The sequence below is a fragment of the Pseudomonas sp. MS19 genome (assembly GCF_013277615.1).
GTDB lineage: Bacteria > Pseudomonadota > Gammaproteobacteria > Pseudomonadales > Pseudomonadaceae > Aquipseudomonas > Aquipseudomonas marincola.
Genome location: NZ_VBTO01000016.1, coordinates 252701 through 265652, shown reverse-complemented (window position 1 = coordinate 265652; position 12952 = coordinate 252701). Strand labels below are relative to the sequence as shown.

Genomic DNA, 12952 nt, shown 5'->3' with positions numbered 1-12952 from the left:
AGAGGCGTCATGAAAGCATTGCTCGCCTTACTCAAGGACTATTGGGGCGTACTGCGTCGGCCCAGCGTGCATTACAGCCTGGGATTTCTGACCCTGGTCGGTTTTATTTCCGGGATTATTTTCTGGGGCGGATTCAACACGGCGCTGGAGGTGACCAACACCGAGGAATTCTGCACCTCCTGCCATGAAATGCGCGACAACGTATTTGTTGAACTCAAGGACACCATTCACTACAGCAACCGCTCAGGCGTGCGCGCCACCTGCCCGGACTGCCATGTACCGCATAAATGGACCGACAAGATCGCACGCAAGATGCAGGCTTCCAAAGAGGTCTGGGGCAAGATTTTCGGCACCATCAACACCCGCGAGAAGTTTCTGGCTCACCGCCGCGAATTGGCCGAGCACGAATGGAAACGGCTCAAGGCGAATGACTCGCTGGAATGCCGCAATTGCCACAACTTCGATTACATGGACTTTACCAAACAGGGCAAACGCGCCACGCAAATGCACTCAACCGCACTGGCCAGTGGCGAGGCAACCTGTATTGATTGCCACAAGGGCATCGCCCACAAACTGCCCGACATGAGTGGCGTGCCTGGCTGGTAAATTCAGCGACACTGGTTCTTTACAGGATTGAATTTGCCGTGTGAAAGTCCTTATGCCGCTGTGCAATATCTGCAGGCTGCGGCATAAGGACGTTTACGTTGGACATCTGGGTCTTCCTCGCCGTTATTCTCGCAGCCGCCTTGCACGCTGGCTGGAACGCACTGCTTAAAATTGGCCTCGACCGCTACCTGACCGCCTCGCTGATTCAGATAAGCGCGGGCATCGCGGCGTTGCTGGCAGCGCCATTCGTAGCATTCCCGTCGAGCGCCGCGTGGCCGTGGATCGGCCTGTCGGCGTTGCTGCACATCGGCTATAACCGGTTTTTATCCTCGGCCTACCAACACGGCGATCTGGGCCAGGTCTACCCGATAGCCCGCGGCAGCTCGCCGCTGATTGTCGCTGCTCTATCGGTATTTTTGCTCCACGATCACCTCAGCAGCGGTCAATTACTGGGCTTGCTGATTCTGGTCGCCAGCATCTGGCTGATGGCCTTTTATGGCGGCAACCGCCACGCTCCGATGAATCGGCCACTGCTGATCAACGCACTGCTCACGGCGGCCTGCATCGCCGGCTACACCTTAAGCGATGCAGCAGGCGCGCGACTTAATCAGGATGCATTGTCCTATTCGATCTGGCTGTTCATCACCAACGGCGTGGTCACCGCACTGGTGCTGGCCCTGTTGCGCGGCCCAAAGGTGTTTCTCACATTGCGCGGCCATTGGCGTGACGGCTTTATCGGCGGCGTGATGTCGATGCTGGCTTACAGCATTGTGATCTGGGCCATGACGCAGGCGCCCGTAGCGCTGGTGTCGGCCATGCGCGAAACCAGCGTGGTATTTGCCCTGCTAATCGGCTGGCTATTACTCAAGGAAACGCTGCCGATTCGACGCCTCTTCGCCTGTGGCGCGATCATGGCCGGGGTCATGCTGATGAAGGTGTTCTGAGTCATTTGCCCGTTGAACCATTTGTTCTGTCGCCTCAGGCCAACCTGGCCAACCAGGCCCTGTAAACCCTACTTAAGCGACTGGCTTAGCCCGCCTGCGCCATGCAAAATACGCCAATGATCAATAGCCCCGAAATGCCCGCCTGTTGTAGCGCCCTGAGTCAGCACTGGCCCTTCCCGCAGCCGTTATCCGGCGTGGTGTTGACCAGTTGCCACTTCGACCCTGCGCAGTTGCTGGCAGAAGACTTTGCGCGATGCGATATCGAACCGGTGCGCGGCGTCGCCAAGCGCCAGACCGAGTATCTGGCCGGACGCTTGTGCGCCCGCCAATCGCTCCTCAGCCTGACGGGTACAGCCAGCGTGCCCGCGGTGGGCACCGATCGGGCGCCGCAGTGGCCAAGCGAGGTGTGCGGCTCGATTACCCACGGCCAAGGCTGGGCCGGGGCAATTACCGCGCGCCGCTCGGACTTTCGCGGGCTCGGCATAGACGCCGAGAAACTGCTTCCCGCGCAACGCGCCGAACGCCTCAGCGCGGAAATACTCACGCCCAATGAACTCAAGCAACTGATTGGCTTGTCAGATGTGCAACGCGCCTGGCGCATAAGCCTGACGTTTTCGATCAAGGAAAGTCTGTTCAAGGCCCTGTATCCGCAGGTGCTTACCCGATTTTACTTCCACGACGCCGAACTCATCAGTGCCGATGCCAGCGAAAGCGGCGCGGCGCGGATGCGCCTGTTGATCGATTTATCCGAACAATGGCCTGCGGGCAGTGAGTTGGCCGGCCAGTTCAGCCTGGTTGCTGAACATGTGCTGAGTTTGATCAGCATCCCAGCGTGAAGCAGCAAGCCCTGTTGAGCCCAGCGAAAAACCGGCAAATCCTATAAACTCGGGGCATTGCTGCCCGGAGTGCTCTATGCGTGACGAACTCAACCAAGGCCTGATCGATTTCCTGCAGGCCTCGCCCACCCCTTTCCATGCCACCGCAAGCCTGGCCATGCGCCTTGAAGCTGCCGGTTATCAGCGCCTCGATGAGCGCGAAACGTGGCGCACCGAAGCCGGTGGTCGCTACTACGTAACCCGCAACGATTCCTCGATTATCGCCTTCAAACTTGGCAAGCGCTCACTGGTCGAGGGCGGTATCCGCCTGGTCGGCGCGCACACCGACAGCCCGTGCCTGCGCGTAAAGCCGCATCCCGAGCTGCAACGTCAGGGCTTTTTCCAACTCGGCGTCGAGGTGTATGGCGGCGCGCTGCTGGCGCCGTGGTTCGACCGTGACTTGTCGCTGGCCGGGCGCGTGACCTTCCGCCGAGACGGCAAGGTCGAGAGCCAGTTGATCGACTTTGAATTGCCGATTGCCACCATCCCCAACCTGGCCATTCACCTCAACCGAGAGGCCAATCAGGGCTGGGCGATCAACCCGCAAACCGAACTGCCGCCAATTCTTGCGCAAATTGCCGGCACCGAGCCGGCCGATTTCCGTGCGCTGCTGGCCAGCCAACTGGCGGGCGAACACAGCCTCAATGCCGACGCTGTGCTCGACTATGAGCTGAGTTTCTACGACACCCAGCCCGCTGCTGTTATCGGCCTGTCGCGCGACTTCATTGCCGGTGCCCGCCTGGACAACCTGTTGTCCTGCTACGCCGGTCTGCAAGCCCTGCTCGACTCCGCCGACAGCGAAACCTGTGTGCTGGTGTGCACCGACCACGAAGAAATCGGTTCAAGCTCTGCCTGCGGCGCCGATGGCCCGATGCTGGAGCAAGTGCTGCGCCGCCTGCTGACCGACGAAGACGCCTTTGTGCGGACCATTCAGCGCTCGTTGCTGGTCTCGGCCGATAACGCCCACGGCGTGCACCCCAATTACCCGGATAAGCACGACGCCAACCACGGCCCGAAACTTAATGCCGGCCCGGTGATCAAGATCAACAGCAACCAACGCTACGCAACCAATAGCGAAACGGCTGGTTTCTTCCGCCATCTGTGCCTTGAGAACGAAGTGCCGGTGCAGAGTTTCGTGGTACGCAGCGACATGGCGTGCGGCTCGACCATCGGCCCGATTACCGCCAGCCAGCTGGGTGTGCGCACGGTCGACATCGGCTTGCCAACCTTTGCCATGCACTCGATCCGCGAGCTGGCGGGCAGCCACGATCTGGCACACCTGGTGACTGTTCTGAGTGCATTCTATTGCAGCCCTGAGCTGCCTTGAGGTCCACATGATCGAACATATTCGTAACAGCTTGCTGGAGGCGCAAACCGCGCTGAACAACTTCATCAACAATGAGCAAACCCTGCGCAATATCGAGCAGGCCGCGCAATTGTTGGTGAACAGTTTTGAGCATCAGGGCAAGGCGTTTTCCTGTGGCAACGGCGGTTCAATGTGCGATGCCATGCACTTTGCCGAAGAGCTGACCGGACGTTACCGCAACAACCGTCCGGGCATTGCGGCTGTGTCGATCAGCGACCCAAGCCACATCAGCTGTGTGGCCAATGACTTCGGCTACGACTTCATCTTCTCGCGCTACATCGAGTCACACGGGCGCAGCGGTGACGTGCTGATCGCCATCAGCACCAGCGGCAAAAGCCCTAACGTGTTGAATGCGGCAGAAGCGGCGAAAAAGCTCGGGGTCAAGGTTATCGGCATGACCGGCAAGCCCGGCTCCAAGCTCGAAGCGCTGGCCGACGTGTGTATCTGTGCGCCAGGCGGTGATTACGCCGACCGCGTGCAAGAGCTGCACATCAAGGTGCTGCACATTCTGATCGAGATGGTCGAGCGCAAGCTCAGCCCGCAGAATTACGCTTAAGGCTTAGCGCTCAAGCGATTTAGCGCTGAAAACAGTGCGCCGTTGAACATGCGGCGCACTGTTTGCCTTCCGTCCAGCGCGCTACTCCAGCGCGGCAAGGCGCTCCTCAAGCTCGGCGACTCGCGCCTCCAGCGCTTGCAGGCGCTGCTCATAGGCTGGGCTGGCAGCGGCCTGACTGGTGTCTGCCGAGGCGGCGCGGGCTTCGACGGCGGCTTGAAAGTCTGCCGGCTCACCGAGTAAATGCATGTAGCGATCTTCACGCTGGCCGCTCTGGCGCGCCACCTGACACGCCATGCCCCGGGTTATCAGACGGTCGATGCCTTGCTGCACGTGCTCGACATCATCAAAGGCAAACAGCCGGCTGCTGCGGGTTAGCAGTTCATTCAGCGTTTGTGGCCCGCGCAACAACAGCAAGCCAACTAGCGCCACCTGCGGCGCAACCAGCTCCAGGGTTTTATCGGCACGCTGCTCCCAACGGTCGGCGCGGCTGCCCATCTGCAAACGAGCCAGCCCGCGCGCCTCCAGGCTGCGCAAAGCCTGCCCGACAGGCCCCGGCGCAAGGTTCATGATCGGCTCGCGGCTGGTCTTCTGATTACAGGCCAGCACCAGCGCATTGAGTGTCAGCGGATAGGCCTCTGGCGTGGTCGCCTGCTTCTCTATCAGGCAGCCCAACACACGCGCCTCGACAGCCGAAAGCTGCACGGCGTCGTCAGCGGTTTCAGCCGTATCGGCATCCAGGGTTTGATCATTCATGGCAGTTCTCGCTCAGTCGGAGTGCACCTAGACTATCCTGAGCGCGGGATGGATGAAACGCTGAAAAGCGACGTTTGCTGATCTTGGCTGATGTGCGTCACCCAAGACTGGCTGCGGTTGTGCTAGAGTCCGCCGCTTATTTTTGCGCCCAAACCCAACAGGCGCAGCACATAACTAGATGAGCACTGCCAAAAGCAGTCAGGCGTTCATCCGAACCCGCCGCTCGATCACCGACTTTTTGAGACAGTTATATGACTGATCACCCGCTATTTCGTCTGATCAACCGCACCAGCCTGGTCACCCAGATCATCATCGGCCTGATTGCCGGTATTGCGCTGGCGTTCTTCTTCCCCCAGGCCGCACATAAAGTCGGCCTGCTCGGCAATGTGTTTGTCTCAGCGCTGAAAGCTGTTGCACCGGTGCTGGTATTTATTCTGGTCGCCGCGTCCATTGCCAACCATCAGCGCGGGCAGCAAACCCATATCAAGCCGATTCTGGTGCTTTACCTGCTGGGCACGTTCAGCGCAGCACTGGTGGCGGTATTGGCCAGCTTCGCCTTCCCGTCCAGCCTGACGCTGGTCAGCAACAGCGCCGACCTGTCGCCTCCGGGCGGCATCAGCGAAGTTCTCACGACGCTGCTGATGAACGTGGTCGATAACCCGGTCAATGCCCTGCTCAAAGGCAACTTCATCGGGATTCTGGCCTGGGCCATTGGCCTCGGTTTTGCCTTCCGCCATGCCACTGCCAGCACCAAGCAAATGCTTGGCGACATGGCCGGTGCGGTGACGTCAGTGGTGCAGATGGTCATTCGTCTGGCGCCGCTGGGCATCTTTGGTCTGGTCGCGGCAACGCTGGCCGAAACCGGCATGAGCGCCCTGCTCGACTACCTGCATCTGCTGCTGGTACTGGTCGGCTGCATGCTCTTCGTAGCATTGATCATCAACCCGGCAATCGTGTACTGGAAGATTCGCCGCAACCCTTATCCGCTGGTTTTCACCTGCCTGCGCGAGAGCGGTATCACGGCATTCTTCACCCGCAGCTCGGCCGCCAACATTCCGGTCAACCTGCAATTGTGCCGCCGTCTGGGTCTGCATGAAGAAACCTACTCGGTGTCGATTCCATTGGGTGCGACCATCAACATGGCCGGCGCCGCGATCACCATCACCGTGCTGACACTGGCAGCCGTGCACACCCTCAACATCGCCATCGACCTGCCAACCGCGCTGCTGCTCAGCCTGCTGGCCTCGATCAGTGCGTGCGGCGCTTCCGGTGTGGCCGGTGGTTCTCTGCTGCTGATTCCGCTGGCGTGCAGCCTGTTTGGCATTCCCAACGACGTGGCCATGCAAGTGGTTGCGGTCGGCTTCATCATCGGTATCGTTCAGGACTCGGCAGAGACTGCGCTGAACTCCTCGACCGACGCCCTGTTCACCGCCGCGGCGTGCATCGCCAATGGCGCCGTCAGCGTTCCGGCTGAAAACCAGCCGCAATAAGCTGAATCGCGGGGCAGCAGGCAATCTGCGCCCCGCAACACCGGCTCTAAGCCGTCTGTGGCACCTCGACACTGACGTGAATGGCATCGTGACGCCAATACTCAAGGTCACAATCAATCAAACGCCCATGCTGATCCCGGTTGATTCGGGTAACCCGTAATGCCGGGCTGCCGGCGGCCACCTTTAAGCTGCTGGCGGCATCGGCGTGCAGCGCTGTCGAAACCATATCGAAACGCACCCGCCCATAGAAAATCCCGTACTCGCTGGCATAGACCTCCGTGAGCGAACGACGCAGGTCGAATTCGAGAATCCGCGGAAAGAAACGTGGGTTGAGGTAATGCTCGACATACAGCACCAGCCGACCGTCCACCCGGCGCACACGACGTACCTGATAAACGCTGGATAACGCCGGCAACTCGAGCAGCTGACAGACCTCGCTGGTGGCCGGCATCAGGCGTGCGCTGAGCACCTCGGTTGCAGGCACGCGGCCCTGCTCTGTGACCATTGCATGGAAATGGCTGGTCACCAGCGGGTTGTAGGCCAGCCGCGCCGGGGAAACGAACCAACCACGGCGGTCCTCGCGATAGACCAACCCTTGCGCCTCTAGCTGGCTTAACGCCTCACGCAAGGTAATGCGCGTGGTTTCAAACAGTTCACTGAGCCTGCGTTCGGACGGCAGCTTGCATCCAGACGTGAGCAGGCCATGCTCGATCTGCTCCTGCAGCGCGCGGCAAATCGTCGTAACAGCCCGCGGAGCCTCTTCGCCCATCGGTACTTCCCCTGGCCTAGTCCAACCTCGCGACCGGATCATCCGGCCGGATAGTGAGTAAAGCCTATTCAGGCTAGATGACCAGCAGATGACAACGCGCTGCAGGCAGGCATTTCCCGGGTTCGAGGCACCCATTAATCAAGCACTTATCCATGGTCTACGCTTGTTCTGCAACAGTCGGCGCACAGGCTAGACATCTCTGTCGGCTGGATTAAATAAAACTGTCACGCGCAAGCCTTAGATTAGCTGGGGTAATGCTGATCTAGACCACTACTTTCATGCAAAGGAGTTTCAAATGAAACAACTGCTGCTGGCTTCACTGATGGGCTCGGCCATTGCTCTGGCAACCAATGCCATGGCCGCTGACATGGACGTACAAGCACTGGAAAAAGCTGCTCGCGCCGAAGGCGAAGTAAACAGTGTCGGTATGCCTGACAGCTGGGCCAACTGGAAGGACACCTGGGCTGACCTGAACAAGCTTTACAGCCTCAAGCACATCGATACCGACATGAGCTCGGCGCAAGAAATCGCCAAATTCGCAGCCGAAAAAGACAACGCCACGGCTGATATCGGCGACGTCGGTGCCGCTTTCGGGCCAATCGCCGTGCAGCAAGGCGTCACCCAACCGTACAAGCCGACGCACTGGGATCAAATCCCCGACTGGGCTAAAGATAAAGATGGCCACTGGATGCTGGCATACACCGGCTCCATCGCTTTTATCGTCAACAAGCAACTGGTCAAGGACATTCCCAAGAGCTGGGCCGACCTCAAGAAAGGCAGCTACAAGGTTGCGATCGGTGACGTGAGTGCCGCCGCCCAAGCCGTAAACGGTGTGCTCGCTGCAGCAATTGCAAACGGCGGTGACGAAAAGAACATTCAACCGGGCCTCGACTTCTTCGGCGAAATTGCCGAACAAGGACGCCTGTCGCTTTCCAACCCGACCATTCAAACCCTTGAGAAAGGTGAAGTTGAAGTGGGCGTGGTCTGGGACTTCAACGGCCTGAGCTACCGCGATCAGATTGACCCAAGCCGCTTTGAAGTGTTGATTCCATCGGACGGCTCGGTGATCTCCGGCTACTCGACCATCATCAACAAATACGCCAAGCACCCTAACGCTGCAAAACTGGCGCGTGAATACATCCTCAGTAACGCCGGCCAGATCAACCTGGCTAAAGGCAACGCCCGGCCGATTCGTGCAGATCACCTGACCCTGCCAGCTGAAGTACAGGCCAAGTTGCTGCCGAACGAGCAGTACGCCAGCGTCAAGCCGATCAAGGATGCCGCTGCCTGGGAAGCGACCTCCAAGGCGATTCCGCAACTGTGGCAAGAGCACGTCATTATCAACATGGAGTGACCGTGCCTGCCGGCGCACGGCAATGGTTACGCAGACCAATGTTACTGCCAGCCATTGCCACTTGCCGCCGAATGCACGCAGGGATGCAGCCCGATGCCCGCCTCTGGCGGGCTGACTGCTTCACTGCTTGCCACTGACAGTTGGAGCACGTAATGCAACACAAGGTAATTCTGGTGATCCTCGACGGCCTCAGTTTTCAGGTCGCCGAGCATGCAATGGGCCATTTACTGGCTTACAAAGAGGCCGGACTGGCTGCGCTGTATAAGCTCGAATGCGCGCTGCCCTCGCTGTCCAGGCCACTCTACGAATGCATCATGACGGGCACCGTGCCCATCATCAGCGGCATCGTGCATAACGATGTTGTGCGCCTGAGCAGCCAGCAAAGCATCTTCCACCATGCGCGCGATGCGGGGCTCACAACTGCGGCCGCGGCGTATCACTGGATGAGCGAGTTGTATAACCGGGCGCCGTTCAATCCGGCACGCGACCGCCATACCGTTGCCGAGAACCTGCCGATTCAATACGGCCACTTCTACTACCGTGACGACTATCCCGACTCGCACTTGTTTGACGACGCCGAGCATCTGCGCGTGCAGCACACGCCGGATTTTCTCCTGGTTCACCCAATGAATATCGACGACGCCGGGCACAAGCATGGCCTCGACTCACCGCAATACCGCAACAGCGCACGGCGTGCCGACCTGTGCCTCGCCGAATACCTGCAAGGCTGGCTGGATGCGGGTTATCAAGTGCTGGTCACGGCCGACCACGGCATGAACAACGACCGCTCGCACAACGGCCTGCTGCCGGAAGAGCGCCTGGTCCCGCTCTTCGTGCTGGGTGATGCCTTTAGCTTTGATCCAGACGCCAAGCCCCGGCAAACCGAATTGTGCGGCACCATCAGCCAACTGCTGGGCTCGCCGCACAACAAACCCTGGTGCAAGGAGCTGCTCAAGTGAGCACAGACCTGACAACCCGCAAACGCGGCAAGTGGCTGGCCGCCTTGTGCCTGGTGCCGTTTGCACTATTTTTTATCGCGTTTCAGATCGCCCCACTGGTGTGGGTGGCCGTGCACAGCGTGAGTGTCGACGATGGTTGGGGGCTGGCCAATTTCAGCAAGATTTTCAGCTCGAAGTTTTATCTGCAAGCCATCAAGCACAGTTTGCAGATCGCCTTCTGGTCGAGCGTGATCGGCATTTTCATCGCCATTCTTGGTAGCTATTCGCTGCATCAGGTGGACTCCAAGCTGCGCGACTTTGTCATGGCGTTTTCCAACATGACCAGCAACTTCGCCGGGGTTCCGCTGGCCTTTGCTTTTGTCATTTTGCTGGGTTTCAACGGCGCAGTGACCCTGATGCTCAAGCAAATCGGCTGGATTGAAGACTTCAATATCTACTCGAAAACCGGCCTGATCGTGGTGTACAGCTACTTCCAGATTCCGCTCGGGGTGATGCTGCTGTTTCCCGCATTTGATGCTCTGCGACAAGACTGGCGCGAGTCGGCAGCATTGCTAGGTGCAGGTTCATGGCAGTTCTGGCGCTTTATCGGCTTGCCGATTTTAACCCCCGCTCTGCTCGGCACATTCGTGATTTTGCTGGCCAATGCGCTGGGCGCCTACGCCACGGTTTACGCGCTGACGACTGGCAACTTCAACGTCTTGCCGATCCGGATTGCCTCGATGGTTTCAGGTGACATTTCACTCAACCCGGACATGGCCAGCGCACTGGCGATGATTCTGGTGAGCCTGATGGTGGTGGTGACCATTGCCCATCAATGGCTGTTAAGAAGGAGCTACCATGTCGCGCGCTGAAGTTGGCCTGATCGGTGGCCTGTATCACCGGATTGTGGTCTGGCTATTGTTCCTGATTCTGCTCCTGCCGCTGGCCGGCACCCTGCTCTACTCGCTTTCGACCAGTTGGTCGGCGACCATTCTGCCGGATGGGCTGACCTTCAAGTGGTACCTGGAGTTATGGAGCGACTCGCGGTTTCTCGCCGCGTTCGGGCAGTCGTTAATCGTCTGTTTCGGCGCGCTGGCGTTATCTGTGGCGTTGATCCTGCCGCTGTTGTTCGTGGTGCATTACTACTTCCCAAAGCTCGACAGCCTGATGAACATTCTGATCCTGCTGCCCTTCGCCATTCCGCCTGTGGTGTCTTCGGTTGGCCTGTTGCAAGTGTATGGCTCCGGCCCGCTGGCGATGGTCGGCACGCCGTGGATTCTGATCGGCTGCTATTTCACCATTGCGCTGCCTTTCATGTACCGCGCCATCACCAATAACCTGCAAGCCATCAACCTGCCGGACCTGATGGACGCTGCGCATCTGCTCGGAGCCAGTACCTGGAAAGCGGCCCTGTTTGTGGTGCTGCCGAACCTGCGCAAAGGCCTGATGGTTTCACTGTTTCTGTCGTTCTCATTCCTGTTTGGCGAGTTTGTGTTCGCCAACATTCTGGTCGGCACGCGCTACGAAACCCTGCAGGTCTACCTCAACAACATGCGCAACAGCAGCGGCCACTTCAGCAGCGCGCTGGTGATCTCCTACTTCTTTTTCGTCTTGCTGTTTACCTGGGCAGCCAACCACCTGAACAAGGACAAGTCATGAGTTTTCTGAGCATTCAGGGCCTGCACAAAAGTTACGGCGACACGCCTATTTTCAGCGACATCAACTGCACCATCGAACAAGGCGAATTCATCACCCTGCTCGGCCCTTCCGGCTGTGGCAAGTCGACCCTGCTGCGCTGCATCGCCGGCCTTACCAGCGTCAATAGCGGGCAAATTCTTCTGGATGGCCACGATCTGGTGCCGGTCGCGCCACAAAAGCGTGGCATCGGCATGGTCTTTCAAAGCTATGCCCTGTTTCCCAACATGACCGTTGCCGAGAATGTCGGCTTTGGTCTGCGCATGCAAAAGATTGCCAAGGACGAAAGCCGCCAGCGGGTCAATGAGGCGCTGGCCATGGTCGAGCTACAAGACTTTGCCGAACGCCTGCCGCAACAGCTCTCCGGAGGCCAATGCCAGCGCGTGGCTCTGGCCCGCTCGCTGGTGACCCGCCCGCGCCTGTTATTGCTGGATGAGCCGCTCTCGGCGTTGGATGCGCGAATTCGTAAACACCTGCGCGAACAGATTCGCGAGATCCAGCAAGAGCTGAACCTGACCACGATTTTCGTCACCCACGATCAGGAAGAAGCGCTGGTCATGAGCGACCGGATCTTTCTGATGAACGCCGGCAAGATCGTCCAGAGCGGCGACGCCGAAACGCTGTATACCGCGCCGGTCGACAACTTCGCGGCAGGCTTCATCGGGAACTACAATCTGATCGACGCCGAAGTCGCCAGCCAAATGCTCGGCCAGCCAATCAAGCGCGGGGTGGCGATCCGTCCCGAAGCCATCACCATTGGCACCGATGGCCCGATTGCCGCTACTATTCGCAGCCATAGCTTGCTGGGCAATGTGATCCGTTACCGAGTTGATGTCAGCGGCGTCGAACTGCTGGTCGATGTACTCAACCGCGATGCCAATGACCTGCACAGCAAAGGCAAACCTGTCACCTTGAGCATTGATAACAGCGCGATTTTGGAGGTGGGCTGATGGCCCTGGCAATTTTTGATCTGGACGACACGATCATCAACGGCGACTGCGCGACCTTGTGGAGCGAGGAGATGGTCAAGCTCGGCTGGGTCGACGGCGAGTCGTTCATGGCCCGCGACCATGAACTGATGGCGCTTTACGCCAAAGGCGAGCTGGCGATGGAAACCTACATGCAATTCAGCCTCTCGCCGCTGGTCGGGCGCACCGAGGAAGAGCTGGCGTTCGTCATTGAGCCCTTTGTCGAGGATGTTATCGAGCCACGTTTTTACAGCGATGCAACGCGCTGCATTGCCACGCACCGTAAAAATGGCGACCGTATTCTGGTGATCTCAGCCTCCGCGCACTTTCTGGTCAGCGCGATTGCCGCACGTCTGGGAATCGACGAGGTGTTGGCGATTGACCTTGAACTCAGCCGCGGCACTTACACCGGAAATACCCAAGGCGTTCTGACCTATCGCGAAGGCAAAGTTTGCCGGCTCAAGGATTGGCTGCAGGCCAATGACGAGTCGCTGCAGGGCGCCTATTTCTATTCCGATTCGCGCAATGATCTGCCCTTGCTGCAGCAGGTCGACAAGCCGCACACGGTCAATCCAGACCCGGTGCTCAAGGCCCATGCCGAACAAGCCGGCTGGCCCGTTCTCAACTGGCGCTAGCCA

General features: G+C 58.9%; 14 protein-coding genes. 12 read left to right on the top strand and 2 right to left on the bottom strand.

The features are described from left to right. Positions 1 to 9 precede the first annotated feature (9 nt). From FEZ62_RS18175 to lpcA, 5 genes are all read left to right on the top strand, one after another. Positions 10 to 606: a cytochrome c3 family protein gene (locus tag FEZ62_RS18175; RefSeq protein WP_069898942.1), complete on the top strand. Its 597-nt coding sequence runs from the start codon at positions 10 to 12 to the stop codon at positions 604 to 606. A gap of 98 nt (positions 607 to 704) precedes the next feature. Next, a complete protein-coding gene (locus tag FEZ62_RS18170) occupies positions 705 to 1550 on the top strand; it encodes an EamA family transporter (RefSeq protein WP_150549527.1) in 846 nt (281 codons plus the stop codon). A 116-nt stretch (positions 1551 to 1666) separates the two neighbouring features. After that, positions 1667 to 2386 (top strand): 4'-phosphopantetheinyl transferase superfamily protein, encoded by a 720-nt coding sequence (locus FEZ62_RS18165; RefSeq protein WP_172929327.1) that lies wholly within the window; start codon positions 1667 to 1669, stop codon positions 2384 to 2386. Between the two features lie 76 nt (positions 2387 to 2462). Continuing rightward, positions 2463 to 3752: a M18 family aminopeptidase gene (locus FEZ62_RS18160; RefSeq protein WP_150549529.1), complete on the top strand. Its 1290-nt coding sequence runs from the start codon at positions 2463 to 2465 to the stop codon at positions 3750 to 3752. Between the two features lie 7 nt (positions 3753 to 3759). Continuing rightward, the gene (lpcA, locus tag FEZ62_RS18155; RefSeq protein ID WP_069898946.1) at positions 3760 to 4347 is read left to right on the top strand and encodes a D-sedoheptulose 7-phosphate isomerase; all 588 of its coding nucleotides are present in this window, start codon (positions 3760 to 3762) and stop codon (positions 4345 to 4347) included. Between the two features lie 81 nt (positions 4348 to 4428). Here lpcA and FEZ62_RS18150 read toward each other — a convergent pair whose 3' ends face one another. Continuing rightward, positions 4429 to 5100 carry a DUF480 domain-containing protein gene (locus FEZ62_RS18150; RefSeq protein ID WP_172929326.1) on the bottom strand — a complete coding sequence of 224 codons (672 nt, stop codon included), beginning with the start codon at positions 5098 to 5100 and terminating at the stop codon, positions 4429 to 4431. Between the two features lie 251 nt (positions 5101 to 5351). On the opposite strand from FEZ62_RS18150, the gene sstT reads away from it, so the two are divergent. Continuing rightward, positions 5352 to 6590, top strand: a complete 1239-nt coding sequence (gene sstT, locus FEZ62_RS18145; protein ID WP_069898949.1) for a serine/threonine transporter SstT — start codon at positions 5352 to 5354, stop codon at positions 6588 to 6590. A gap of 46 nt (positions 6591 to 6636) precedes the next feature. Here sstT and FEZ62_RS18140 read toward each other — a convergent pair whose 3' ends face one another. Further along, complete coding sequence (locus tag FEZ62_RS18140; RefSeq protein WP_069898951.1) at positions 6637 to 7359, bottom strand: UTRA domain-containing protein; 723 nt, start codon at positions 7357 to 7359, stop codon at positions 6637 to 6639. A gap of 295 nt (positions 7360 to 7654) precedes the next feature. Between FEZ62_RS18140 and FEZ62_RS18135 the strand changes: the two genes are divergently transcribed. The 6 genes from FEZ62_RS18135 to FEZ62_RS18110 all read left to right on the top strand — a co-directional run bounded on the left by FEZ62_RS18135 (position 7655) and on the right by FEZ62_RS18110 (position 12949). Next, positions 7655 to 8713, top strand: a complete 1059-nt coding sequence (locus FEZ62_RS18135) for an ABC transporter substrate-binding protein (RefSeq protein ID WP_172929325.1) — start codon at positions 7655 to 7657, stop codon at positions 8711 to 8713. Positions 8714 to 8865: 152 nt separating this feature from the next. Next, positions 8866 to 9672, top strand: coding sequence for an alkaline phosphatase family protein (locus tag FEZ62_RS18130; protein WP_172929324.1), 807 nt, complete (start codon positions 8866 to 8868; stop codon positions 9670 to 9672). An 8-nt stretch (positions 9673 to 9680) separates the two neighbouring features. After that, positions 9681 to 10523 carry an ABC transporter permease subunit gene (locus FEZ62_RS18125; protein WP_069899691.1) on the top strand — a complete coding sequence of 281 codons (843 nt, stop codon included), beginning with the start codon at positions 9681 to 9683 and terminating at the stop codon, positions 10521 to 10523. Then, positions 10510 to 11310: an ABC transporter permease gene (locus FEZ62_RS18120; RefSeq protein WP_172929323.1), complete on the top strand. Its 801-nt coding sequence runs from the start codon at positions 10510 to 10512 to the stop codon at positions 11308 to 11310. Before FEZ62_RS18125 ends, FEZ62_RS18120 begins: the two co-directional genes overlap by 14 nt. After that, positions 11307 to 12296 (top strand): ABC transporter ATP-binding protein, encoded by a 990-nt coding sequence (locus FEZ62_RS18115; protein ID WP_069898959.1) that lies wholly within the window; start codon positions 11307 to 11309, stop codon positions 12294 to 12296. The genes FEZ62_RS18120 and FEZ62_RS18115 overlap by 4 nt, the downstream gene beginning before the upstream one ends. Beyond that, complete coding sequence (locus tag FEZ62_RS18110) at positions 12296 to 12949, top strand: HAD family phosphatase (protein ID WP_069898961.1); 654 nt, start codon at positions 12296 to 12298, stop codon at positions 12947 to 12949. Before FEZ62_RS18115 ends, FEZ62_RS18110 begins: the two co-directional genes overlap by 1 nt. Positions 12950 to 12952 lie beyond the last annotated feature (3 nt).

Coding starts and splice junctions, on each gene's coding strand:
- FEZ62_RS18110 (WP_069898961.1), top strand. CDS start 12,296: ATGGCCCTGGCAATTTTTGATCTGGACGACACGATCATCAACGGCGAC.
- FEZ62_RS18175 (WP_069898942.1), top strand. CDS start 10: ATGAAAGCATTGCTCGCCTTACTCAAGGACTATTGGGGCGTACTGCGT.
- FEZ62_RS18165 (WP_172929327.1), top strand. CDS start 1,667: ATGATCAATAGCCCCGAAATGCCCGCCTGTTGTAGCGCCCTGAGTCAG.
- FEZ62_RS18120 (WP_172929323.1), top strand. CDS start 10,510: ATGTCGCGCGCTGAAGTTGGCCTGATCGGTGGCCTGTATCACCGGATT.
- FEZ62_RS18150 (WP_172929326.1), bottom strand. CDS start 5,100: ATGAATGATCAAACCCTGGATGCCGATACGGCTGAAACCGCTGACGAC.
- FEZ62_RS18160 (WP_150549529.1), top strand. CDS start 2,463: ATGCGTGACGAACTCAACCAAGGCCTGATCGATTTCCTGCAGGCCTCG.
- FEZ62_RS18115 (WP_069898959.1), top strand. CDS start 11,307: ATGAGTTTTCTGAGCATTCAGGGCCTGCACAAAAGTTACGGCGACACG.
- FEZ62_RS18130 (WP_172929324.1), top strand. CDS start 8,866: ATGCAACACAAGGTAATTCTGGTGATCCTCGACGGCCTCAGTTTTCAG.
- lpcA (WP_069898946.1), top strand. CDS start 3,760: ATGATCGAACATATTCGTAACAGCTTGCTGGAGGCGCAAACCGCGCTG.
- FEZ62_RS18140 (WP_069898951.1), bottom strand. CDS start 7,359: ATGGGCGAAGAGGCTCCGCGGGCTGTTACGACGATTTGCCGCGCGCTG.
- sstT (WP_069898949.1), top strand. CDS start 5,352: ATGACTGATCACCCGCTATTTCGTCTGATCAACCGCACCAGCCTGGTC.
- FEZ62_RS18135 (WP_172929325.1), top strand. CDS start 7,655: ATGAAACAACTGCTGCTGGCTTCACTGATGGGCTCGGCCATTGCTCTG.